Annotated in this window: 19 protein-coding genes; 8 read left to right on the forward strand and 11 right to left on the reverse strand. The window is 59.4% G+C overall.

Features of this window, described 5'->3' with window-relative positions; all coding sequences use genetic code 11:
- The coding region (ftsH, locus tag ACIQ3A_RS09065; RefSeq protein WP_396431416.1) for an ATP-dependent zinc metalloprotease FtsH at positions 1-1442 on the reverse strand (1442 nt) is incomplete at its 3' end.
- Positions 1443-1751: 309 nt separating this feature from the next.
- Here ftsH and ACIQ3A_RS09070 point away from each other — a divergent pair.
- Together ACIQ3A_RS09070 and ACIQ3A_RS09075 are read left to right on the forward strand one after the other, a co-directional pair.
- On the forward strand, positions 1752-3647 hold the full coding sequence (locus ACIQ3A_RS09070; protein WP_396431417.1) for an adenosylcobalamin-dependent ribonucleoside-diphosphate reductase: 1896 nt from the start codon (positions 1752-1754) through the stop codon (positions 3645-3647).
- A gap of 305 nt (positions 3648-3952) precedes the next feature.
- A complete protein-coding gene (locus ACIQ3A_RS09075; RefSeq protein ID WP_396431418.1) occupies positions 3953-4387 on the forward strand; it encodes an Hsp20/alpha crystallin family protein in 435 nt (144 codons plus the stop codon).
- 68 nt (positions 4388-4455) lie between these two features.
- Here ACIQ3A_RS09075 and ACIQ3A_RS09080 read toward each other — a convergent pair whose 3' ends face one another.
- The gene (locus ACIQ3A_RS09080; RefSeq protein ID WP_396431419.1) at positions 4456-5034 is read right to left on the reverse strand and encodes an HPF/RaiA family ribosome-associated protein; all 579 of its coding nucleotides are present in this window, start codon (positions 5032-5034) and stop codon (positions 4456-4458) included.
- A 281-nt stretch (positions 5035-5315) separates the two neighbouring features.
- On the opposite strand from ACIQ3A_RS09080, the gene ACIQ3A_RS09085 reads away from it, so the two are divergent.
- Together ACIQ3A_RS09085 and ACIQ3A_RS09090 are read left to right on the forward strand one after the other, a co-directional pair.
- Complete coding sequence (locus ACIQ3A_RS09085; RefSeq protein ID WP_396431420.1) at positions 5316-5777, forward strand: CBS domain-containing protein; 462 nt, start codon at positions 5316-5318, stop codon at positions 5775-5777.
- Positions 5774-6703 carry a hypothetical protein gene (locus ACIQ3A_RS09090; RefSeq protein ID WP_396431421.1) on the forward strand — a complete coding sequence of 310 codons (930 nt, stop codon included), beginning with the start codon at positions 5774-5776 and terminating at the stop codon, positions 6701-6703. The genes ACIQ3A_RS09085 and ACIQ3A_RS09090 overlap by 4 nt, the downstream gene beginning before the upstream one ends.
- A gap of 71 nt (positions 6704-6774) precedes the next feature.
- Here the strand turns inward: ACIQ3A_RS09090 and ACIQ3A_RS09095 are convergent, their stop codons facing one another.
- From ACIQ3A_RS09095 to ACIQ3A_RS09105, 3 genes are read right to left on the reverse strand one after another with little or no spacing between them, the layout of a single operon-like run.
- Positions 6775-8010 carry an efflux RND transporter periplasmic adaptor subunit gene (locus ACIQ3A_RS09095; RefSeq protein ID WP_396431422.1) on the reverse strand — a complete coding sequence of 412 codons (1236 nt, stop codon included), beginning with the start codon at positions 8008-8010 and terminating at the stop codon, positions 6775-6777.
- The gene (locus tag ACIQ3A_RS09100; protein ID WP_396431423.1) at positions 8007-10376 is read right to left on the reverse strand and encodes an ABC transporter permease; all 2370 of its coding nucleotides are present in this window, start codon (positions 10374-10376) and stop codon (positions 8007-8009) included. Before ACIQ3A_RS09100 ends, ACIQ3A_RS09095 begins: the two co-directional genes overlap by 4 nt.
- A gap of 7 nt (positions 10377-10383) precedes the next feature.
- Complete coding sequence (locus tag ACIQ3A_RS09105) at positions 10384-11121, reverse strand: ABC transporter ATP-binding protein (RefSeq protein WP_396431424.1); 738 nt, start codon at positions 11119-11121, stop codon at positions 10384-10386.
- 241 nt (positions 11122-11362) lie between these two features.
- Between ACIQ3A_RS09105 and ACIQ3A_RS09110 the strand changes: the two genes are divergently transcribed.
- Positions 11363-11797: a host attachment protein gene (locus ACIQ3A_RS09110; RefSeq protein WP_396431425.1), complete on the forward strand. Its 435-nt coding sequence runs from the start codon at positions 11363-11365 to the stop codon at positions 11795-11797.
- Between the two features lie 27 nt (positions 11798-11824).
- Here the strand turns inward: ACIQ3A_RS09110 and ACIQ3A_RS09115 are convergent, their stop codons facing one another.
- Together ACIQ3A_RS09115 and metK are read right to left on the reverse strand one after the other, a co-directional pair.
- A complete protein-coding gene (locus ACIQ3A_RS09115) occupies positions 11825-12475 on the reverse strand; it encodes a phosphoribosyltransferase (protein ID WP_396431426.1) in 651 nt (216 codons plus the stop codon).
- 234 nt (positions 12476-12709) lie between these two features.
- Positions 12710-13891: a methionine adenosyltransferase gene (metK, locus tag ACIQ3A_RS09120; protein ID WP_396431427.1), complete on the reverse strand. Its 1182-nt coding sequence runs from the start codon at positions 13889-13891 to the stop codon at positions 12710-12712.
- 178 nt (positions 13892-14069) lie between these two features.
- Between metK and ACIQ3A_RS09125 the strand changes: the two genes are divergently transcribed.
- The gene (locus ACIQ3A_RS09125; RefSeq protein WP_396431428.1) at positions 14070-14291 is read left to right on the forward strand and encodes a SlyX family protein; all 222 of its coding nucleotides are present in this window, start codon (positions 14070-14072) and stop codon (positions 14289-14291) included.
- Between the two features lie 17 nt (positions 14292-14308).
- Entirely contained in the window at positions 14309-15361 is a 1053-nt protein-coding gene (locus ACIQ3A_RS09130; RefSeq protein ID WP_396431434.1) for an RNA methyltransferase, read from the forward strand.
- Here the strand turns inward: ACIQ3A_RS09130 and ACIQ3A_RS09135 are convergent.
- Both ACIQ3A_RS09135 and ACIQ3A_RS09140 read right to left on the reverse strand, forming a co-directional pair.
- Positions 15342-16238, reverse strand: coding sequence for a DMT family transporter (locus tag ACIQ3A_RS09135; RefSeq protein ID WP_396431429.1), 897 nt, complete (start codon positions 16236-16238; stop codon positions 15342-15344). The genes ACIQ3A_RS09130 and ACIQ3A_RS09135 overlap by 20 nt on opposite strands.
- Positions 16235-16765: a methylated-DNA--[protein]-cysteine S-methyltransferase gene (locus ACIQ3A_RS09140; protein WP_396431430.1), complete on the reverse strand. Its 531-nt coding sequence runs from the start codon at positions 16763-16765 to the stop codon at positions 16235-16237. The genes ACIQ3A_RS09135 and ACIQ3A_RS09140 overlap by 4 nt, the downstream gene beginning before the upstream one ends.
- Before the next feature lie 126 nt (positions 16766-16891).
- Between ACIQ3A_RS09140 and ACIQ3A_RS09145 the strand changes: the two genes are divergently transcribed.
- Entirely contained in the window at positions 16892-18295 is a 1404-nt protein-coding gene (locus tag ACIQ3A_RS09145) for a phosphomannomutase/phosphoglucomutase (protein WP_396431431.1), read from the forward strand.
- A gap of 11 nt (positions 18296-18306) precedes the next feature.
- On the opposite strand, the gene ACIQ3A_RS09150 is transcribed toward ACIQ3A_RS09145, so the two are convergent.
- Both ACIQ3A_RS09150 and ACIQ3A_RS09155 read right to left on the reverse strand, forming a co-directional pair.
- A complete protein-coding gene (locus ACIQ3A_RS09150) occupies positions 18307-19617 on the reverse strand; it encodes a 3-deoxy-D-manno-octulosonic acid transferase (protein ID WP_396431432.1) in 1311 nt (436 codons plus the stop codon).
- Positions 19614-20568: 3-deoxy-D-manno-octulosonic acid transferase (locus ACIQ3A_RS09155; RefSeq protein WP_396431433.1), on the reverse strand; the 955-nt coding region annotated here is incomplete at its 5' end. The genes ACIQ3A_RS09150 and ACIQ3A_RS09155, both read right to left, overlap by 4 nt.

Here is a 20568-nt window from a genome sequence, read left to right on the forward strand (position 1 = left end):
TTGCGTTGCAACTCGGCTTGCGTCATCAAATAACGGTCTTCGGTCGGGCGCTGAATGGTGTAGCCCAAGGCGCCAATGCCGCGTGCCACGATGGACACCTTGTGCACGGTGTCTGTATCCGGCAAGGCCAGCGCCACCAGAGTGTGGCCCATTTCGTGGAGGGCCACGGCCAGACGTTCTTTGGGGTTGAGCACACGGTTGCGTTTTTCCAGGCCCGCCACGATGCGCTCCACGGCAGCGCTGAAGTCCGCCAGTGTCACGTTGTCTGCTTTGCGCCGTGTGGCCACAATGGCCGCTTCGTTCACCAGGTTGGCCAGGTCCGCGCCCGTGAAGCCGGGTGTGATGGCGGCCACGGCTTCCAGGGACAGTTGCGGGTGCAAGCGCACTTTACGGGCATGCACCTTCAGGATGTCGAGTCGGCCTTTTTTGTCGGGCTTGTCCACCAGCACCTGCCGGTCAAAGCGGCCGGCACGCAAAAGGGCTGGGTCGAGTATTTCGGGGCGGTTGGTGGCGGCCAGAATGATCACGCCAGACGAAGTGTCAAACCCGTCCATCTCGGCCAGCAACTGGTTGAGGGTTTGCTCTTTTTCATCGTGCCCGCCCAAGCCCGGAAATGCCCCACGGGCACGTCCCAGCGCGTCGAGTTCGTCGATGAAGATGATGGCTGGCGCGGTCAGGCGGGCTTGCTCAAAAAGATCGCGCACCCGGGCTGCCCCCACACCCACAAACAACTCGACAAACTCGCTGCCCGACATTGAAAAGAAGGGCACGCCTGCTTCGCCCGCCACGGCCTTGGCCAGCAGGGTTTTTCCGGTGCCGGGTGGGCCCACCAAAAGTACGCCCTTGGGGATGTGCGCGCCCAAGCGCCCATAGTCTTCAGGGTGTTTCAAGAAGTCGACCACTTCCACCAGCTCCTGTTTGGCTTCGTCCACCCCGGCGACGTCGGCAAAGGTGACCCCGGTGTGCTGCATCACGTACACCTTGGCCTTGCTTTTTCCGATGCTGAGGAAGCTGCCGGCACCTTGTTGGTTGAACACGCGGCGGATCAGAAAAAACCAAAGCCCGAAAAAGACCAATGAAGGCAAGATCCAAGACATCACATCGCGCAGCCAAGTGCTTTCAACGACCCGGGTGTAGGGCACTTTGTAGGTTTCCAGTCTCGCCACCAATGCGGGTTCGACGCGCACGGTTAGCCAGCGGGTCTTGTTGCCGATCGGCTCTTTCAGTCGCCCCACCAGAGTCTGGTCCGAAATGGCCACTTCGGTGATGCGTCCATCGGCCAAGGCTTGTTCAAACTGGCTGTAAGGCACGGTCTCGGTGGCAGCGGTGCCTTGCAGCACGCCTTGCAGCCAGAACAGCAAGAAGGTCGCAACGACGACGTAAGCCAGTGTCCAGCTTTGCCGTGGGTTCAGGCTGCTGCCTGCGGAGGGAAGTCTGCTCATGGGGTTGACCGGGCCGTGTTATTTCAAAACAGGTCCGTTTGCTGCCCCATGGTCACCTTCACGGCCTCGGCCAAAGCATCGACACCTCGGCGGATTTTGTCGCGCGCGTCGTCGTGAAAAATCAGATGCTTGGCTTTCATTGTGGGACCTTTCTGGGGCAATCGTGGGCCCGGATTTGTGCAGAAAAGACCATACTGAAGAGGCTAGAGGTTTGCTCTTTTGCGCTAGCGCAATCCAATGGCTAATGGATGGCGCGCTACCATTTTTCAAGTAATGCCTTGTGCGCCTACTTGGGCTGCAATAGATGCAATGACACCTTCTTCCTTTATTTCTGAGCAGGCCTTGGCGGCTTTTGCTGCGGCGCCATGCGCGCCTTCGCCGGCTTCATTCCTTGCGCCGCAAGCTCTGAGCCAAGCGGTCTTGCAAAGCAAATACCTTCAGCCTGGTGAGCTGACTGCTGGGGATGTCTTTGATCGCGTTGCCAAAGCTATAGCTTCGGTCGAAGCCCCCGACCAGCGCGTCCACTTTGAGGCAGTTTTTCGTCAACAGCTGGCAGCAGGGGCCATCGGGGCGGGCCGCATTATGGCGGGGGCCGGTGCCGAGACGCCGGTGACCTTGGCCAATTGTTTTGTGCAGCCGGTGGGGGATTGTCTGGGTGGGTGCGATGAAGCGGGCTACCCCAGTATCCACGATGCATTGGCGCAAGCGGCTGAGACCTTGCGTCGGGGCGGTGGTGTGGGCTACGATTTTTCGCGCATCCGGCCTCAGGGGGCACGCGTGAACGGCACGGGCTTGAGTGCGTCAGGGCCCTGCCGATTCATCGATGCCTTTGATAAATCCTGTGCCGCCTTGCAGACCACTGGGGCTCGCCGAGGGGCCCAGATGGCGGTCTTGCGTTGCGACCATCCCGATATCCTGGCCTTCGTGTCGGCCAAGCAAACGCCGGGGCGCTGGGCTTGCTTCAATGTGTCGGTTGGCATCACCGATGCTTTCCTGCAAGCCGTCGAGCATGACCAGGGGTGGGAGCTGGTGCACCGCATCTCGCCTCGCGAACTCAGGCAGCCGGCTGGCTCTGCCGCCAGCCTGGTCTCTGGGCCGTATGTCAGGGGCGATGGTCAATGGGTGTACCAAAGCTTGCCAGCCCGAACACTGTGGTCGGCTATCACCCGTGCTGCGCACCACAGCGCTGAGCCTGGCGTGTTGTTTTTGGACACCATAGATCGGGACAACAACCTGCGCACCATCGAAACCATAGAGGCCACCAACCCGTGCGGTGAACAACCCTTGCCGTCTTATGGGGGGTGCGTGCTCGGGCCACTCATCTTGCCGCGGTTTGTGCGCCACGCATTTGGAGTGGGTGGGCCAGCAGCTTTTGACATCTCGGCATTGGCGCACGCGGTACGCTGGCAAGTGCGTGCGCTGGACAATCTGCTGGACATCGCCGCCTGGCCCCTGCCACAACAGGCCAGCGAGGCGAGAGCCAAGCGCCGTATCGGTATCGGCTTCACAGGCTTGGGGGATGCCTTGGTCATGCTGGGTCTGCGCTATGACATGCCGCAAGGACGCAAGATGGCCCGGCGCATTGCCCAGGCGATGCGCGATAACGCCTACACCGCCTCGGTGGCCTTGGCCAAAGAGCGGGGCACTTACCCGCTGTTTGATGCCAATGTTTGCCTGGCCCCCGGCACCTTTGCCAGCAGGCTGTCGCCCGCCTTGCGTGCCTCCATCCGCAAACATGGGCTGCGCAACAGCCACTTGTTGTCGATTGCACCCACTGGCAGCGTGAGTCTGGCTTTTGCAGACCACTGCTCTACCGGCATTGAGCCTGTTTTTGACTGGTCTTACACAAGGCGATTTCACGCATCTGACGGCCATCGCCACAGCTTCGAGGCGCAAAACCATGCCTGGCGCCTTTACCAAAGCCTTGGACGATCTGCGCTGCGCTTGCCTTCTGCATTCGTGACAGCATTGCAGATCAGGCCTGAACACCACATTGCCATGGTGGCGGCAGTGCAGCCCTTTGTGGACGGTGCCATCTCCAAGACGGTGAACCTGCCCGCCCAAACCAGTGTCGATGAAATCGCTGCCCTGTTCATGCAGGCTTGGCGTGAGGGCCTGAAAGGCTTGACCATTTTTCGACCTAACCCGGTCCGCAGAGGTGTTCTTCAGCCAAATTCGCCGCCGGCAAAATTTTTTGGAAGCTGACATGTGCATCCCTCAAAAAAAATCCTTGTCACAGAGGCTGCCAGCGCCATGGCGGAAGATGGTTTTGCAAGGCAGCCGCGGCATCGTGCACTGCGCAAAGGTTCAGGGTTTGCAGGTCGGGTTTCAGTGCAGCTAAATCTTGAGGGCTTTTTTGTGAGGTGATCAACAGACGCTGGCGGCAAAAAAATAGACAGTGATCGCAGGGCCATTTTTTGGAATGACCCCTGGGGCGATGCGTAATTCCACCGTGCCCCTCTTTGTCAAGCAGCGCATTTGCTGCCTAATTTTTAGATGGAGAAAACACCATGAGCAACCTCACACGATTCAACCCTTTTAATGAACTGCGGGACCCCTTCAGCGAAGATTTTTTCAAAGGGTTTGCCATGCGCCCCATGTACCGACTGATGGAGGGGGAGCCGCAAATGCGTTTGGACTTGTCGGAAGATGATAAAAATTTCTTTGTTAAAGCTGAAATTCCAGGCGTTAAAAAAGAAGACATCAAAGTGTCGGTGGAGGGCAATCAGGTCTCCTTGAGTGCAGAAGTGAAAAAAGAAAAAGAGGAGAGAGCCGGTTCCAAGGTCATCCGCAGTGAGCGCTACTACGGCAGCGTGGCACGCAGCTTCACACTCGATGAAAGCGTTGACCAGTCGGCAGCTTCTGCTAAATACGAAAACGGGGTGCTGCAACTGACCTTGCCAAAAAAACCCAATGGGCAAAGCCATCTTTTGAAGATCGTCTGAAGAATTCCCCTGCTTGAGCCCAGGCCCAGGCAGGGGAATTGTCACTTTGGTGGGCCAACGCCTCCAGCTCAAACCAGGATGTGGTGCTTGCCGACCGGATACACGCTGCTGGCTTGTGGTCCTTCATCGCCCAAGTCTTCAACGTAGTAGACGGGTGTACCCACCTGCAGTTTTTCCAGGTCTTCACCAATCAGACTGTTGCGGTGAAAGTAAAGCCATCGGCCATCCACCGACTCAATGCGCCCAAAGGTTTTGTCAGCCGATATTTCAGTGATGTGACCGTGTGGCCTTTCTTCGTGGTGTTTCACGTGGCCTTGCTGATGCCGGACCAGGTCTTCGAGTTGCCGTCGCATCGCATCGAACGCATCTCGCAGAGCCACATACAGGTCGGAATAAGCATGGTTCTCATCGGGCTCGCGGCCTGCGACCAATTCATGCCCTGGCACCTTCAGATCAATGCGAACGTGAAAGTGGTTGCCTTGATGGTGATGGCGATGAAGTTGTTCAATGGCGACACGACAACTTTTGATGCCCGGATAAAAGTGCCCCAGATGCTCAACTTTTTTACGGACTTTGGCTTCTACCGCTTCAGAGGTGTCCAGATTTCTAAAATTGATTTGCAGGGGGATCGATTTGGCGGTGTTCATAGGTGTGTGTCCTTGATGTCGAGCATGAAAAATGGGCATGACTGGCCCCATCGATGGGTTTTTTGGATGCGTTTTTTTTGAACGACAGGTCATGTTGCTGTGTGTTGTCCGGCTTGTCTGTTTATTGCTTCACCCAGGCGATGAAAAGCCGTGTGTTGCTGCACTGACAGCCTGAACCCTGAAGTGCACGATGGAACTTGTTCCCTTGAAATTGATTCAATCAGACCCGTGCTGTTGACAATGAATCTTGAAGAGGTGCAGCTATCTTTTAAGGAGATGCGATGGGCAAACAACTGACAGCGGGGGATATTTGCAAACGCAAAGTCACCGTGGGCTACAAACAAACCAGTCTGGTGGCCGCAGCGCAGCTCATGCGCGAAGACCATGTGGGTTCTTTGGTGGTTGTGGACGACGAAAATGGCAGCCGTCAGGTGCGGGGCCTCATCACCGATCGTGACATCGTGATGTCGGTCGTCGCAACAGGGCTGGACCCCGAGCCCTTGCGCCTGGAGGACATCATGACCGAGCACGTGGTGACGGCCAATGAAGCCGATTCTTTGCTGGACTTGATGCGCAGCATGCGTGAGCACGGTGTACGCCGTGTCCCTGTGGTCGGCTTTCAGGATGAATTGATGGGCATTGTTACGATGGACGATGTGCTCAAAATTTTGGCCCAAGAGATGAACGCACTGGTCGGTTCGATCGATGTGGGCATCAAAAAAGAGCGTGTGCGTCGTCAGTGAGCAAGCACCACGTGGTGACTGAACCACCCGAGCGCTGGCAGGTGGCGGTGGTAGGTCCTGGAAAACTTGGCCGAGCCTGCGCATTGGCTCTGCTGGATGACCCCAAGCTGCTTCTGGCAGGTGTCGTTGAGCGCCCTGGATTCCCGGGATTTTTGAGGGACCGATTGCAACATACCGTCCGTGCCACGCACATTCGTGATTTGCCTGAGGTGGACATGGCACTGGTGTGTGTGCCATCGCTCGAGGTGAGCGCTGTGGCCCATGATTTGTTGCAATCGCGCATACCGATGGTGGAGTGCGCCCGCTTGGAGGGGGCTGCATTGCAGGCCCATTACCGGGGGCTTGAAGAGCAAGCCCATCGTTACCGCACGACAGCGGTTTACGGCGCAGGCTGGAACCCGGGGGTATTGCCCCTCATGCACAGTGCTTTCCATGTCCTCATTCCAAGGGGCCGAAGTGTGGCACACCGGCATCCGGGTGTTCAGATGCACCACAGTGTTTCGGTCAGCCAGCTGCACGGTGTCAAGCAGGCGCTGGAGGGCGAGTTTAGTGGCCCAGATGGCCAATCAGTGCGTTGTGTCTATGTCGAGTTGGCTCGGGGGGCATCCTTGGAGGCCGTGCGAGGCCAAATTTTGGCCGACCCTTTGTTTGCCGGTGAGGCAACCCAGGTGTTTCAGATGGATTCAGAGACTGCGCTTGTGTCGCAAGAAAACCAGGGCCTGGTGCTTGAACGTCTGGAAAGCGCAGATGCCGGACACCATGCGGTGTTGCTGCTGGAGGCCCGGTTTGATGTGCACCAGTTTGCCGCACGCGCCATGCTCGATGCGGCCCGCAGGCTGATGTCCTTGAGACCAGGGGCACACCCCTACAGCCTGAGCGTTGGATCCCATGCCCTTGCCGCTCAGGTCAATCATGGCAAGGTCTGAGGGCTGAATTTTTTGCCAACCACCTGTCGCAATACTTTTATTTGGCCATGCATCAGCCCCTTGCAAGCTTGTTATTTTCTGACTGTATTTTTGACTTTAACGCGTTGACCATCGGTGATGGTTCCAGGGTAGAGCAGCACCAAGTCACCCTTTTTGACACCATTGGCTGCATCAGGGTCCAGCCAGACTACATCGGCGTTACGCTGTTTGACATGGACACTTTTGGCGCGTGCTCGGCCGTTTTGGTGCACCAGCACTTGCCAGCCTGCGCCTTCGCGTACCAGAGCAGCGCTGGGAACCAGCAGCACGTTTTCCTGAGAGGACAGGGTGATGTGTGCATCAATCCGAAATCCTTCGCCTAATTTTTGATTGTTGTCGGGCAATCGGTCCAGTTCGATGATGACATTGACCCGTTGTTCCTCGATCCCCAGAGCGGATATTTTGGTGAAAGCTACCGGCTCAATGCGTGTGATTTTTCCGTTTAACAGTGTTGCGCCAAAGCCAGGTGACATGAGCACGGCAGCCCCAGCGGACATCTGCCGTGCATCGGACGACAAGACATCGACCACTGCCTCGATGGCTTGGATATCCCCGATCTCCAGCAGCGCTTGGCCTACTGCAACAGGCGCGCTGCTGGTCAGGTACAGCTTGACCACCTGACCATCAGCCGGACTACGGAGGACCCAGGCATTTTTTGCGCTCAGGCTGGCGGGTTGCGCCCTGCTCAAAGCCGCTTGCGATTCGGACAAGGAGAATTCGGCAGAACGCAGCTGGGCTTGGCCCGCAGCCAGGGCTTGTTCTGCAGCGCGTTTGGCCAGCACCGCCTGGTCCAGTGCTGCTGGTGCGATGAAATGGTCACGGGCCAGTTTTTGGGCTCTTTGCGCTTCCAGCTCGGTTTGTGCCAAGCTGGTTTGCAGCCTTTGTAGTTGAGCGGCTGCAGCCATGCGTGAGGCATCGTCACGACCGACACGTTGTTGCAACACCAGCCGATTGCGCTCGTCAATCATGGTGGGTGTTGGCGGCATCAATGTGGCCACCACATCCCCTGCGCGAACATTGTCACCCACCTTGAGTGTGGGCCGCATCAGCTCAGCAGTCATGGGCGCTGAAATGACGTAACGGTTTTTCAGTCGCAACTGCCCGTCTTCGTCGATGGCTTGCTCAAAGCGGCCTGTGGTCACCGTGCCCACTTCTACAGACAGTGGGCGCGGCATCAGTGCCCAGAAAATCAAGGCGGCCACCGCGAACAGGGCAAGACTCCAAACTGCCCATCGCGTTTGAAAAAATGGAGAAAGATTCAGCTTCATTCGCGTACTTTCAAAACAGCCACCAGGTCAAGCTGGTCAATTCTTCGTCGCACCAGCAAGGCGCTGACGAGACCTGCGGCCAGCACAATGAGTGCAGCCCATGCATAAGTGGGTGGTTCAATCACGACGGGAAAGTCGATGTTGTCGGAGGACATCAAGTGCATCAATACGCTGGCGAGAGCCCAACCCGCAGCAGCCCCGATGGGCAGGGCCAACAAGAGTTCTGTCCCAAGTTGGCCCAGCAATAAATACGAGACCTCGGCGCGTGTCATGCCCAGCACACGCAGGCTGGCCAGCTCCCAGGCCCGCTCAGAAAGGCTGATGCGTGCGGCGTTGTAAACGATGCCCACCGCCATGGCTATGGCAAACAAGGTGAGGATGGTGCTGAAAACGCCCATGCTTCGCGACGTGGTTTCTTGAAAGCTCGAGAGTGAGGCGGCCTTGTCGAACACGGCGGTGATGACGGGCGCCTGTTTGATGGCGGCCCAAAATTCGGGCATGGCCCGAGAGTCGACCTGCAACGTGGCCTCACTGGCGCCAGTGCCATCGCGTGACAAGGTGTTCATGGTTTGAAAGTCCATGAAGGCCTGTTTGCCCATCAGGGTGTGCACGATGTCCACCACTTCGACCGTGGTGCGGGTCTGGTGCCACATGCGAAATTCCAGCTCAACCCGGTCACCCACCTGAAGCCCCAGTCTTTTGGCCAGCAACCACGACACAGCCAGGCCTTGGGGTGGAATCTGTATGGGACCGCGTTGCTCGTCTACAGGACGCAACAGCCGCGTGTTGCCCAACAGACCCAGCAAGTTGCCGTCCTCGGCCATGCCACGCCAGTGCACACGCACCGCCTCACTTCGGTAGGGCTCGGCGTGGATCACCCCAGGCAGGCGTTGGAGGTCTTGCACCACCGAGGGCGGCACAGGCTGCTGAAAATTCACGACGACATCCCCTCTCTGGGTTTGACGAAACTGGATGTCCACGATGTGCGCAATCGCGTCCAGCCAGAAGGCACCCGAGATTTGCAGGGCCACCGCCAATGCAATGCCCGTGACGGTGAACACCGAGCGCCAGGGTCGACGCTCAAAATTTCGCACCACCATCAGGGTGCCGACACTGATGTGTCGTCCAAGCCCCAGCCGCTCGATCAGCGTTTTCCGATAAGAGGGTGGCGATGGGGGTTGCATGGCAACGGCCGGTTTCAGCCGCACCACCGTTCGGATGGCACCCCAAGTGCCCAGGATGGCCGCTGCCAAGGCCACTCCTGTGGCGACCATCACCAGCCAGGGTGTGGTGCTGTAGGCCAATTGGTTGAAGCGGAAGATATCGTCGTACATGTCCAAAACCATCAGGCCGATCCAGCGACTGAGCAGCAAGCCTGTCAACAGACCTAAGCCTGTGATGGCCATGGCCAGACCCAGGTAATGCCAAACGATCGCACTGTCGTCATAGCCCAGGGCCTTGAGTGCTGCAATCTGACTGCGTTGTGTGGCCACTTGGCGGCTGACCACCACATTCAGGATGAACATCGAGACAGCCAGAAAAATTGAGGGCAGTACAGTTCCCATGACTTTCAGTTGTGACAGTTCGTCGCTCACGATCCGTGCTGAAATCTGCTTGTCCCGTCCCACGGCGCCCCGTGTGCCGTAGTGCTCCAGCAGACGGTCGGTCTGGTCCATGACGGTTTGTTGCCAGTCGGGACTGTTCAGGCGCAGCGCGGCCTGGTTGAAAGCCCCCTGCATGTCAAAGGCCTGGGCCATGCGTTCTTGGTCGATCCACCAGATGCCAAACGTCCTGTCGTCAGGTGCACCCCCCCGCGTGGCAAAAACATACTCGGGCGATACCGCCGTTCCTACCAGATGTATTTGTTGCAACCGACCGTTCAGGATGGCGTTCACACGGTCGCCTGGCTGCAAGTTCCTGGCGACAGCGAAACGGTCATTCACAACGGCTTCCATCGTATTGCCCTGCTCAGGCCAGCGTCCGCTGCGCAAGGTCAAGGCGTTCAGGCCTTGCTGCTGGCCTTGTGCCCGAGCCAGGTCGAGTCCGATGAAACGGCCCGTGACAGGGGCCTGTGCGTCGGGCAGGGCGATTTGTGCATCCATCACCACGCTGAGCTGGACTTCAGCCACCCCTTCGATGGCAGCGAGTTTGTCGCGCAGCACCACCGGCGCACGTTTGACGTGGCTGAATACATCGGCCAGGCGGTTGTCTCGGTAAAAACTGTCGCGGGAATTCTTGAGCGATTCATGTACCGAAAACATGCCCACAAAACCGGCCACACCAATGGCGACCACCACGGCGATGGTGAGCACTTGCGCCCACAAGCGTCGCAGGTCGCGCCACAATTTGGTGTGCAGGGCTTTCATGTTCAGCTCACCAACTCAGGCTGGCCGCAGCCACTTTGTGGGGGTTCACTTGAATGTCGACGATGCGGCCATCGGCCATGCGCATCACGCGGTCAGCCATGCCGGCAATGGGCGCGTTGTGGGTAATGACCACGGTGGTGGTGCCCAGCTCGCGGTTGACTTTTTCGATCGCTTGCAGCACCACGATACCGGTGGCGCAGTCGAGTGCGCCTGTGGGCTCATCGCACAGCAGCACCTGCGGGCGTTTGGCGATGGCGCGGGCAATCGCCACGCGTTGTTGTTCGCCGCCCGAGAGCTGCGACACAAAGTGGTTCATGCGGTCCGACAGACCGACCAGCGCCAAGGCGTCTTCAGGGCGCATGGGGTCTTGCGCAATGTCGGTGACCAGCGCCACGTTCTCTAGGGCTGTCAGGCTGGGGATCAGGTTGTAGAACTGGAACACAAAACCCACATGCTCGCGCCGGTAGCGGGTGAGTTCGGCATCGCTGGCGCCCGTAAGCGCATGCGTTTCGCCTTGGTGAAACCATTGGGCTGTGCCTGCCGTGGCATTGTCCAGCCCACCTAGAATGTTCAGCAAGGTGGATTTGCCGCTGCCTGAAGCGCCCAGCAGCACTACAAATTCGCCTTGCGTGATGCGCAGATTGACACCCCGCAGCGCCTGAACCGCAGCGCCACCTTCGCCATAGACCTTGGTGAGATTCTGGGCCATGAAAACGCATTCGGGTGACGCAGGGGGGTGGTTCATCACGTTGTGCAAGGGGCAGGTTTGAGATTCGGCGTGGGCGTTCCCAGTGGGTGTGACGGGGGTGCTCTTTGAATGACTTGCATTGACGCATGTCTGTTGAAAATATGGCTTGATGCCGATCAACCCCAGCGCATGTGCGCAAGCCTTGCGCCAAAGGCTCTATAACGACAGATCAATTGACCCTTGTTCTGGTTGACCCAAAAATGCATGTTTTGTTCACGTTGAAAAAAAGGATGGCGGCATGGCTCAAAAACATTGGATCTTGGTGGCCAACGCTTCGCAGGCACGGGTTTTTGAGCGCACGTCGTTCACCGAGCCCTTGCTGGAGTTGACCGATTGGCAGCATCCAGAAAGCCGCATGCAGGCCAGCGAGACCGAGCGCGCACCCTTGGGTCAGTCGCTGGCCGGACGATCTGGGTTGGCACCCCGCTCCGACCTCAAACAGCAGCACCGCAGCGATTTTTCAAAAACATTGGCAGAGTATTTGCACGAGGCGGCTTTGAATCACCGCGTGAACTCTTTGGCACTGGTCGTGTCCAATCCCTTCATGGGCGAGTTGTTGGCGCATCTGGATGCGCCGGTGCAAAAAATCATCGATGCCAAACATGTGCTCGATCTGACGTCTTTGAACGCCAAGGAGCTGGACAAACGGTTGCGTGCCGAATTCCGTTTGTGAGGGCCTTGGATGTGATTTGCGGCGTCTTCAACCTGGGGCTGCTGGTATTGCTTGCGCGCTGGCTTGTAAAACAACCAGCACCTGCTCGTCGTCCACTTGTGGAAACTGGCGGTAAAACTGTGCCACGGCCATGAAGTCTTCGGGGGCTGACAGGCAGACAGTTTCGTCGGCCAGCGGTTTGATTTTTGCTAGGGCATCCGGGCTGGCCACCGGAATGGCACACACCAAATGGCTTGGCTGTTTTTGCCGCGTGGCTTTTAAAGCCGACATCATGGTGGCACCGGTGGCCAGGCCATCGTCCACCACAATGACCACGCGCCCTTTGACCTCTACAGGTGCACGCGTCAAGCTGTACTGTTTGCGGCGCGCCTTGATGGTTCGCATTTGCAGTTTGATCTCGTCCTTCACGTATTGCGGGTCCAGGTCCAGGGTCGCTGCATAGGGCGAGAGGTAGGCCAAACCCGTTTCATCCACCGCGCCAATGGCCACTTCGGGCTGAAACGGGGCCCGCAGTTTGCGCACCAGCACCACATCGAGTTGTCCATTCAGCGCTTGGGCCATCCAAGCGCCCATGGGCACGGCACCTCTGGGGATGGCCAGCACCAGCGGGTTTTGACCCTGGTACTTTTTCAGATGTGTGACCAATTGACGGGCGGCATCCATTCGGTCTTTGAACATGGTCGGTCCTGTATCAGGGGTTGCATTTTGAGATCGCTGGTCATTGTCAAAAAATCTGCTGGGTGTGTCTGTGTCGAATGCCACACGTCTGTGCCGAACGCCACACACAAGGGTTGATCCAGCGGAAGTGGTCACGCATATCCCAAAAACGCAGGCGAAAAAAAACCGCTCAACTTGCGCTGAGCGGTGTGTGCAATCGACCCCTGGCCTCAGGGGTCTTGTGCCAGCGCAGATTTACAGGCCTGCAGCTGCTTTCAATGCGGCAGCTCGGTCGGTTCGCTCCCAAGTGAAGTCGGGCTCGTCGCGACCAAAGTGGCCATAAGCGGCCGTCTTGCTGTAGATCGGGCGCAACAGGTCGAGCATCTGGATGATGCCTTTGGGGCGCAGGTCAAATTGATCGGCCACCAGCGCAGACAACATGTCGTCCGAGATCACACCCGTGCCTGCGGTGTTGACGGTGATGTTCATGGGGCGTGCCACGCCAATGGCGTAAGCCACCTGCACCTGGCACTGGGTGGCCAGACCGGCAGCCACAATGTTTTTGGCCACATAACGCGCGGCGTAAGCCGCCGAGCGGTCCACCTTGGAGGGGTCTTTGCCTGAAAACGCACCGCCGCCATGTGGGCAGGCGCCTCCGTAGGTGTCCACAATGATCTTGCGACCGGTCAGGCCGCAATCGCCCTGAGGACCACCAATGACAAAACGGCCGGTCGGGTTGATCAGGAATTTCGTGTCCAGCAGCCACTCTTTGGGCAGCACCGGCTTGATGAGTTCTTCGATGATGGCTTCGGTGAAGCTGGCCTTCATCTTGGTGGCGGTTTCCGATTGGTCGGGGCTGTGCTGGGTGGACAGCACCACGGTGTCGATGCTGTGTGGCTTGCCATCGACGTAGCGCATGGTCACCTGACTTTTGGCGTCGGGACGCAAGAAGGGCAGACGGCCATCCTTGCGCAACTGTGCTTGGCGTTCGACCAGACGGTGGGCGTAGTAAATGGGGGCGGGCATCAGCTCAGGGGTTTCCGAGCAGGCATAGCCGAACATCAGGCCCTGGTCACCCGCGCCGATGTTCAGGTGGTCGTCAGAGGCGTGGTCCACACCCTGGGCAATGTCGTTGGACTGTTTGTCGTAGCAAACCATCACGGCACAGCCCTTGTAGTCGATGCCGTACTCGGTGTTGTCGTAGCCAATGCGCTTGATGGTGTCGCGGGCGACCTGGATGTAGTCCACGTGTGCGTTGGTGGTGATCTCGCCAGCCAACACCACCAAACCGGTATTGGTCAGTGTTTCGGCGGCCACACGGCTGCGGGGGTCTTGCTCGAAGATGGCGTCCAGAATCGCGTCAGAAATCTGGTCAGCCACTTTGTCGGGATGGCCTTCCGAGACGGATTCGGAGGTGAAAAGGTAATTGCTGGACATGAAAAAGGCTCCTTGGTTTCAGGGGTTTGTCGGCGTTGCCGACCCTGAAAACCCGGAGCCTGGCGAACGCTTTAGCAGAATTTATGAATCGCCCTGCAAGTAGTTCAGTTAACTCGGCGATGGCCTGAATTATAAAACATGTGAGAGACCCCCGCCAAAATCATGTCCAATACAACGCATGGACATTCCAACCCACATCGAAAATCGCCTGGTCGACCTCGAAATCAAGGCCGGCTTTACCGAAGACCTGCTCGACCAACTCAATGCGCAGGTGTACCGCCAGCAGCAGCAAATTGACGCGCTGATTCAGGAGCTGCGTCAGATGCGCGACCGCCTGCCTGAGTCGGGTGGTGGTGCCGAGACGCGCAATTTGCGCGATGAAATTCCGCCGCATTACTGAAAAATGCCGTGACCGCCATGTGGAGCATCCAGGACATTCGTGACCATTTGCGTGCACTGGGTGCAAGCCCCCTGCATGTGCAACGCGTGCTGCGTCTGTGGGTGCAGGCCAAACCCCAAAACAGTGGCCGCAGGCCGCTTGAAAGCTTCATGCCCAAGGCGCTGCGGGAGGCTTTGCCCGCGTTGAGCCATTCTTTGGCTGGCCTGGCCTCTTTGCGCGAGCAGCACCCCGGGCAAGACGGCTCGGCCCGTTTGCTGGTGGGTTTGCACGACGGTCAAACGGTCGAGAGCGTGCTGCTGCCGCGAGACGGGCTTTGCGTTTCTTCGCAGGTGGGGTGTGCGGTGGGCTGTGTGTTTTGCATGACAGGCCGAGAAGGCCTGATCCGGCAGGTAGGCAGCGCCGAAATCGTGGCACAGGTGGCTTTGGCCCGCACGCTTCGGCCCGTCAAAAAAGTCGTTTTCATGGGCATGGGTGAGCCCTCACACAACCTGGAGCAGGTGATGGAGGCCATTGACCTGCTGGGTACGGTGGGCAACATCGGGCACAAGAATCTGGTGTTTTCCACCGTGGGCGATGTGCGGGTTTTTGAGCGCCTGCCGCAAGGCCGGGTCAAGCCCGCGCTGGCCTTGTCACTGCACACCACACGGGCTGACTTGCGGGCGCAGTTGTTGCCGCGCGCGCCGCGCTTTGACCCGCAAGACCTGGTGCAGGCGGGTGAGGCCTATGCCCGCGCCACCGGCTACCCGATCCAGTACCAGTGGACGCTGATCGAGGGCGTGAATGACAGCAACGAAGAAGTTGAAGGCATTGTCAGGTTGCTCAAAGGCAAATACGCGCTGATGAATCTGATTCCCTACAACGCTGTGCCCGACTTGCCTTATGCCCGGCCCAGTTGGGAGCGGGCTGCCGAAATGGCGCGCAGCTTGCATCAACGTGGGGTGCTGACCAAGTTACGCCAGTCTGCAGGGCAGGATGTGGAGGGCGGTTGCGGCCAACTGCGGGCGCGTGAGAGTGCGCAGCAGTCGCAGCCCGTCACTTTTCACCGCGGCATCAACGCCCCGGCAACTTGATCAGGCCGCTGGACAAGGATGTGCCGAGCAAAATCACGGCGCCGCACAAAAGCATCCATGCTGTGATGCTTTCACCTAAAAACAAAACACCATAAGCGATGGCAAAAACGGGCACCAGAAAGGTGACGGTCAAGGCCCGTGCAGGCCCAGATCGTTCGATCAACTTGAAATAAAGGATGTAGGCCACGCCCGTGCAAAGCACCCCCACCATCAACAAGGCCCACCAGGCCGAAGCGCTGGGCCAATGATCGGGAAGGAACCAAAGCGAAGGCAGGGCCAAAGCCAGGGTGGCGCCAAGCTGGCTGCCTGTGGCCGTGACCAGTGGGGGCAGGCTGGGAATGTGTTTTTTGGTGAAGCTGGCAGAAAAGGCATAGCAGGTGGTCGCAGCCAGACAAGCCAGCACGGCCCAGGCGGGGGCAATGCCCGAAGCGTTGGGCTTGAAGCTGGCCTGCCCGCCAGCCAGCAGCACCACACCGCCAAACCCGATGGCCAGACCCACTGAGCGTGACAAGTTGGGTTTGTCACCCAGCCAAAGCCAGGCGACGAGGGCGCCAAACAAGGGCACGGTGGCGTTCAGGATCGATGAAAAACCGGTGGTGATGTGCATCACAGCAAAAGAGTAAAGGGCAAACGGAATACCGCTGTTGAAAACACCCACAAAGAGCACGGGCCTCCAGTGCTGGCGCAGCGCTGGCCAGTGGCCTTTGGCGAGCAACAGGGGCAGCAAAAATGCCGCGGCAATGGCAACCCGCATGGCTGCTGTGGGCAATGCGCCCAGCTCAAGCGCAGCCACGCGCAAGAATAAAAATGAGGCGCCCCAAATGGCTGCCAGCAATAAAAAGTCGGCCAACCAGCCTTTGGCTTGAGGGGTGTTCATTCGGGAAAAAGTGGAGATGAAATGCGTCCGGCTATCGGATGCCCCTCCAGTTGCAGCAGCGCCTGTTTGCGCCACAGACCCCCTGCATAGCCGGTGAGTTGGCCTGCGGCACCCAAAATACGGTGGCAGGGCACGATAAGGCTCACAGGGTTGCGCCCCACCGCAGCACCCACGGCGCGCATAGCCTGGGCTTTGCCCAAGTGCCGTGCCAGATCGCCATAGCTTCGGGTTTGGCCCGACGGAATGCCCAGCAGGGCCTGCCAAACCGATTGCTGAAAAGGGGTGCCTGCCGACAAATCGAGCGCCAGGTCAAACACCACCGGTTCATTGGCAAAGTAAGCCTGCAGCTGTGCCGCAGCACTTTGCAGCAAAGGGTGTTGCGCATCGGTCTGCCAGTTTTGTTTGTCGACATCGCTCGGGCCGTGCTTTTGGTTTTCAAACCACAGGCCGCACAGACCCCTTTGGCTGGCCGCCAGGGTGATCGGCCCCAAAGGGCTGTCGATGCGCAGGGTTTTGAGTGATGTCATCGAAACTTACGTGAACGGCATGGCAGCCCATGTTAGCTGCAATGGCTTGAACCCAAGTCCCGCCGCCTACAATACAAATACGATAATTTAGCTTGGCCCCGTTGGCCTTATTTTTGGGCAGATCGCATGCAAATTACCCCCTCTATCTTCAAAGCCTATGACATCCGTGGTGTGGTGCCATCGACCCTGAACGAGCAATTGGCCGAAGGGCTGGGCCAAGCCTTTGGCACGCAAGCCCTGGCCGAAGGCCAGACCACGGTGGCCGTGGGCCGTGATGGCCGTTTGAGCGGGCCTAGCCTCACGGAGGCACTGATTCGGGGCTTGGTCGCTGCGGGCATGCAGGTGATCGACATTGGCCTGGCCACCACCCCCATGCTTTACTTTGCGGCCAACACAGCTTGTCAAAGTGGCATTCAGGTCACGGGTAGCCACAACCCCAAGGACTACAACGGCTTCAAGATGGTGCTGGCGGGCCGTGCCATTTATGGCGATGAAATTCAGGCGCTGCGCCAAATGATGGAGACCGAAACCTGGCAGCACAAGGCCGGTGGCGGGGTGACGCAGCTGAACGTGCTGGCCGACTACAGCCAACGCATCGTGGGCGATATCCGCTTGTCGCGCCCCATGAAAATCGTGGTCGATTCGGGCAATGGCATCGCGGGGGCTTCAGCGCCCGGCATCTTTCGGGCCTTGGGCTGTGAGGTGATTGAGTTGTTCAGCGAGGTGGATGGCAACTTCCCCAACCACCACCCCGACCCCAGCAAACCCGAAAACCTGCAAGACCTGGTACAGGCTTTAAAAACCACCGGCGCAGAACTGGGCCTAGCTTTTGATGGCGACGGTGACCGCTTGGGCATCGTCACCGCCGATGGCCACAACATCTACCCCGATCGCCAGATGCAACTGTTTGCCGAGGACGTGCTCAGCCGCGTGCCCGGTGGCACCATTTTGTTCGACGTGAAATGCTCACAGCGTCTGGCCCCGGCCATTGAGGCGGCAGGTGGCCAGCCCCTGATGTACAAAACCGGCCACTCGCTGATCAAGGCCAAGATGAAAGCCATCGAGGCCGAAGGCGGTCAGGCGCCACTGGGTGGCGAGATGAGCGGGCATATTTTCTTCAAAGAGCGCTGGTATGGTTTTGACGACGGCACCTACGCCGGTTGCCGCTTGCTGGAGATCGTGAGCAAATCGCCGGATGCCAACGTGGTGCTGAACGCCTTGCCCAGCAGTTTCAGCACACCCGAGTTGAACGTGGCCTGCGCCGAGGGTGAGCCGCACAGCGTGACCAGCGCCTTGCAGGTGCTGGCTGGTGACGTATTCAAGGCACCCGCCAAAATCTTCACCATCGACGGCCTGCGCGTGGACTGGCCCGATGGCTTTGGCCTGATCCGGGCGTCCAACACCACACCCGTTTTGGTGCTCCGTTTTGAAGGCCAGACCGAGGCCGCCTTGCACCGCATCGAGGCCGAGATGCTGGCCTTGTTGCGCTCAGTCAAGCCGGATGCGCAGATTCAGGCTTCGGCACACTGAATCGGTCCACTTCAAGGGACTTCATTCACCTGTGAGGGCGCCTGTCTGGCCGCTGTCGCTGTCGAGGCCGCAGGCAACAATCGCAACAATTGTTGTATGTGAGCTGCGTCGCGCTCGTTGGGGGCGTGTGCGCTGGTGCTGTTGCCACTGTCTGCCGCCCATAACTCGGCCACGGTGGCCGCCAGCTGCTCGGCGCACAGGGCCAGCCTGCTCAGGCCTTGGGCATCCAGGTCGGCATAGCTTTCGCTGAAGTTGGCCACGTTGGGGCCGTGCAAAACGGTGTTGCCCAGGTTGATGGCCTCGTAGGGGTTATGCCCGCCCACGGGCGCCCATGAGCCACCCACCATGGCCACTTGGCTCAAGCGGTACCACAGGCCCAGCTCGCCCATGGTATCGGCCACGTAGCAGGCAGCGCTGCCGGGCAGCAGCGCGCCCTGGCTGCGCAGTGGGGTGTCGGGTTCGCACAAAGCGGCCACCTTGGCGCCACGGCCAGCATCGCGCGGGGCCAGTATCAGCAGGACGTCGGGGTGTGGGTCACGCAACAGCTGGTGTGCTGCCAGGGCCAATTCTTCTTCGCCCGGGTGGCTGGACGCCAGAACCCACACCCGGCGCGTGCCCAGTGCCTCGCGCCAGGCGGCCACCTCAGAAGGGTCTGCGGCCAGCGGTGGCACCATGGCCTTGATGGTGCCTGTGATGGCCATGTGCTGTGGCAAGGCGCCCAGCGCTTGCAGGTGTTGGGTGGTCTCGGCGTTTTGGGCCCAGATGGCATCAAAGCCCGCCAGCAAGGGCGCGTACAAGGCGCGCCCCCAACGGCGTTTGGCCGCAGCCGCCGCGCTCAGGCGGGCGTTCACCAGCACATGCGGCGTGCCGCGCTGCGCCGTGGCATCTATCAGCGAGGGCCACAAATCCATTTCGCACCAAAGCGCCAGGTCGGGCTGCCAATGGTTGAGAAAGCGCGCCACATTGCTGGGCGTGTCGACCGGCGCGAACCAGTGGGTGAACTGCGGCCCCAACTGTTGCTTGGCCAGAACTTGACCCGATGTGCGGGCGGTGGTGGTGATCAAAAAATGCAGGTCGGGGCGCTGTTTTTGCAGGCGCTTGAGTAAGCCTGCCAGCGCCAGCGCCTCGCCCACACCCACCGCGTGGCCCCAAACCAGCGTGCCCTCGGGGCGCGGCGGCGGGTTGCGCATCCAGCGCTGGTCCAAGCTGGCCAAGGTTTCCTTGCCGCGCCTCATCCGCTTGTTCATCCACCCATGCCAAAGCGGAGTCAGGGCCTCAAACAGCCAGCCATACAGGCGCAATGCCAATGGGCGTGGGTTCATGGCGCGCTGCGCTCCTGCAGCCAGGGCAGAAAGGCGGCCATGTGTTTTTCGGTCGAACCTGCATGGGCCGCATTGAAGTGTTCGGTTTTTTTCACCAGCGCCGCATAGGCGGCCGGGTCGCCCAGCACGGCGCTCAGTTGTTCCGCCAGGTCAGTGCCGTCTTGGGCGTGGTGCAGCACACCGGCCTGCAGCGCTTCGATGGCGGGGTATTCAATGCCCCGCACACTGGGCCCGGTCCATACCGGCTTGTGGATGGCCAGCGGCTCAATGATGTTGTGCACCGCTCGGTCGCCAAACGACGAGCCCACCACCACCACCTGCGCCAGAGCCAGGTAAAAGTACATCTCGCCAATCGAATCCCCCAGCAGCACATCGATGCCGGGCCATTCAGGTGGGGCGTGCCACTGCAGCTGCGCATCCAGCGCCTGGCTGCGCCGCACCGTGCGCAAGCCCTCGTCTTGCAGCAGCTGCGCCACCGCGTCAAAGCGCTGCGGGCTGCGCGGCACATACACAAACAGCGGGGCAGGGCGCCCCGCCTGGGCCAAGGTCTGTTGCATGCGCTGCATGGTGCCCATCAGCAACTCATCCTCTCCCACAATGGCGCTGGCAAAACACACCACCGGGCGCGCCTGCAGCTGCCCGGCTTGCACCGTGTGGGCCGCGGCGGCGAGCTGGGCTTGCGACACCGGCAAGTCAAAACGCGTCTCGCCCACCACCGCCACCCGCTCACAGCCCACCTGCACAAAGCGCTGGGCTTGCAGATCGGACTTGCACATCACCAGTTCATAGGCCTTAAACAATCGCGCCCTGAAACCACCCCAGCGCTGGTCGCGCTCAAAGCTGGCTTGGGGGTACTGCGCATTTGCCATCGCCAGCGGCACTCCGGCGCGGCGCACGGTGGCCAGCAGCACCGGCCAGGTGTCAATCTCGGTCATCACCGCGCAGCGCGGC

Origin of the sequence: Limnohabitans sp. (genome assembly GCF_044361985.1) — a bacterium.
GTDB lineage: Bacteria > Pseudomonadota > Gammaproteobacteria > Burkholderiales > Burkholderiaceae_C > Limnohabitans_A.

What these genes read in the sequence shown, in the direction of transcription:
- ACIQ3A_RS09095 (WP_396431422.1), bottom strand. Translation starts at nt 8,010, where the DNA reads ATGAAGCTGAATCTTTCTCCATTTTTTCAAACGCGATGGGCAGTTTGG.
- ACIQ3A_RS09110 (WP_396431425.1), top strand. Translation starts at nt 11,363, where the DNA reads ATGGCTCAAAAACATTGGATCTTGGTGGCCAACGCTTCGCAGGCACGG.
- ACIQ3A_RS09125 (WP_396431428.1), top strand. Translation starts at nt 14,070, where the DNA reads ATGGACATTCCAACCCACATCGAAAATCGCCTGGTCGACCTCGAAATC.
- ACIQ3A_RS09070 (WP_396431417.1), top strand. Translation starts at nt 1,752, where the DNA reads ATGACACCTTCTTCCTTTATTTCTGAGCAGGCCTTGGCGGCTTTTGCT.
- ACIQ3A_RS09080 (WP_396431419.1), bottom strand. Translation starts at nt 5,034, where the DNA reads ATGAACACCGCCAAATCGATCCCCCTGCAAATCAATTTTAGAAATCTG.
- ACIQ3A_RS09140 (WP_396431430.1), bottom strand. Translation starts at nt 16,765, where the DNA reads ATGACATCACTCAAAACCCTGCGCATCGACAGCCCTTTGGGGCCGATC.
- ACIQ3A_RS09130 (WP_396431434.1), top strand. Translation starts at nt 14,309, where the DNA reads ATGTGGAGCATCCAGGACATTCGTGACCATTTGCGTGCACTGGGTGCA.
- ACIQ3A_RS09150 (WP_396431432.1), bottom strand. Translation starts at nt 19,617, where the DNA reads ATGAACCCACGCCCATTGGCATTGCGCCTGTATGGCTGGCTGTTTGAG.
- metK (WP_396431427.1), bottom strand. Translation starts at nt 13,891, where the DNA reads ATGTCCAGCAATTACCTTTTCACCTCCGAATCCGTCTCGGAAGGCCAT.
- ACIQ3A_RS09085 (WP_396431420.1), top strand. Translation starts at nt 5,316, where the DNA reads ATGGGCAAACAACTGACAGCGGGGGATATTTGCAAACGCAAAGTCACC.
- ACIQ3A_RS09115 (WP_396431426.1), bottom strand. Translation starts at nt 12,475, where the DNA reads ATGTTCAAAGACCGAATGGATGCCGCCCGTCAATTGGTCACACATCTG.
- ACIQ3A_RS09135 (WP_396431429.1), bottom strand. Translation starts at nt 16,238, where the DNA reads ATGAACACCCCTCAAGCCAAAGGCTGGTTGGCCGACTTTTTATTGCTG.
- ACIQ3A_RS09145 (WP_396431431.1), top strand. Translation starts at nt 16,892, where the DNA reads ATGCAAATTACCCCCTCTATCTTCAAAGCCTATGACATCCGTGGTGTG.
- ACIQ3A_RS09100 (WP_396431423.1), bottom strand. Translation starts at nt 10,376, where the DNA reads ATGAAAGCCCTGCACACCAAATTGTGGCGCGACCTGCGACGCTTGTGG.
- ACIQ3A_RS09105 (WP_396431424.1), bottom strand. Translation starts at nt 11,121, where the DNA reads ATGAACCACCCCCCTGCGTCACCCGAATGCGTTTTCATGGCCCAGAAT.
- ACIQ3A_RS09075 (WP_396431418.1), top strand. Translation starts at nt 3,953, where the DNA reads ATGAGCAACCTCACACGATTCAACCCTTTTAATGAACTGCGGGACCCC.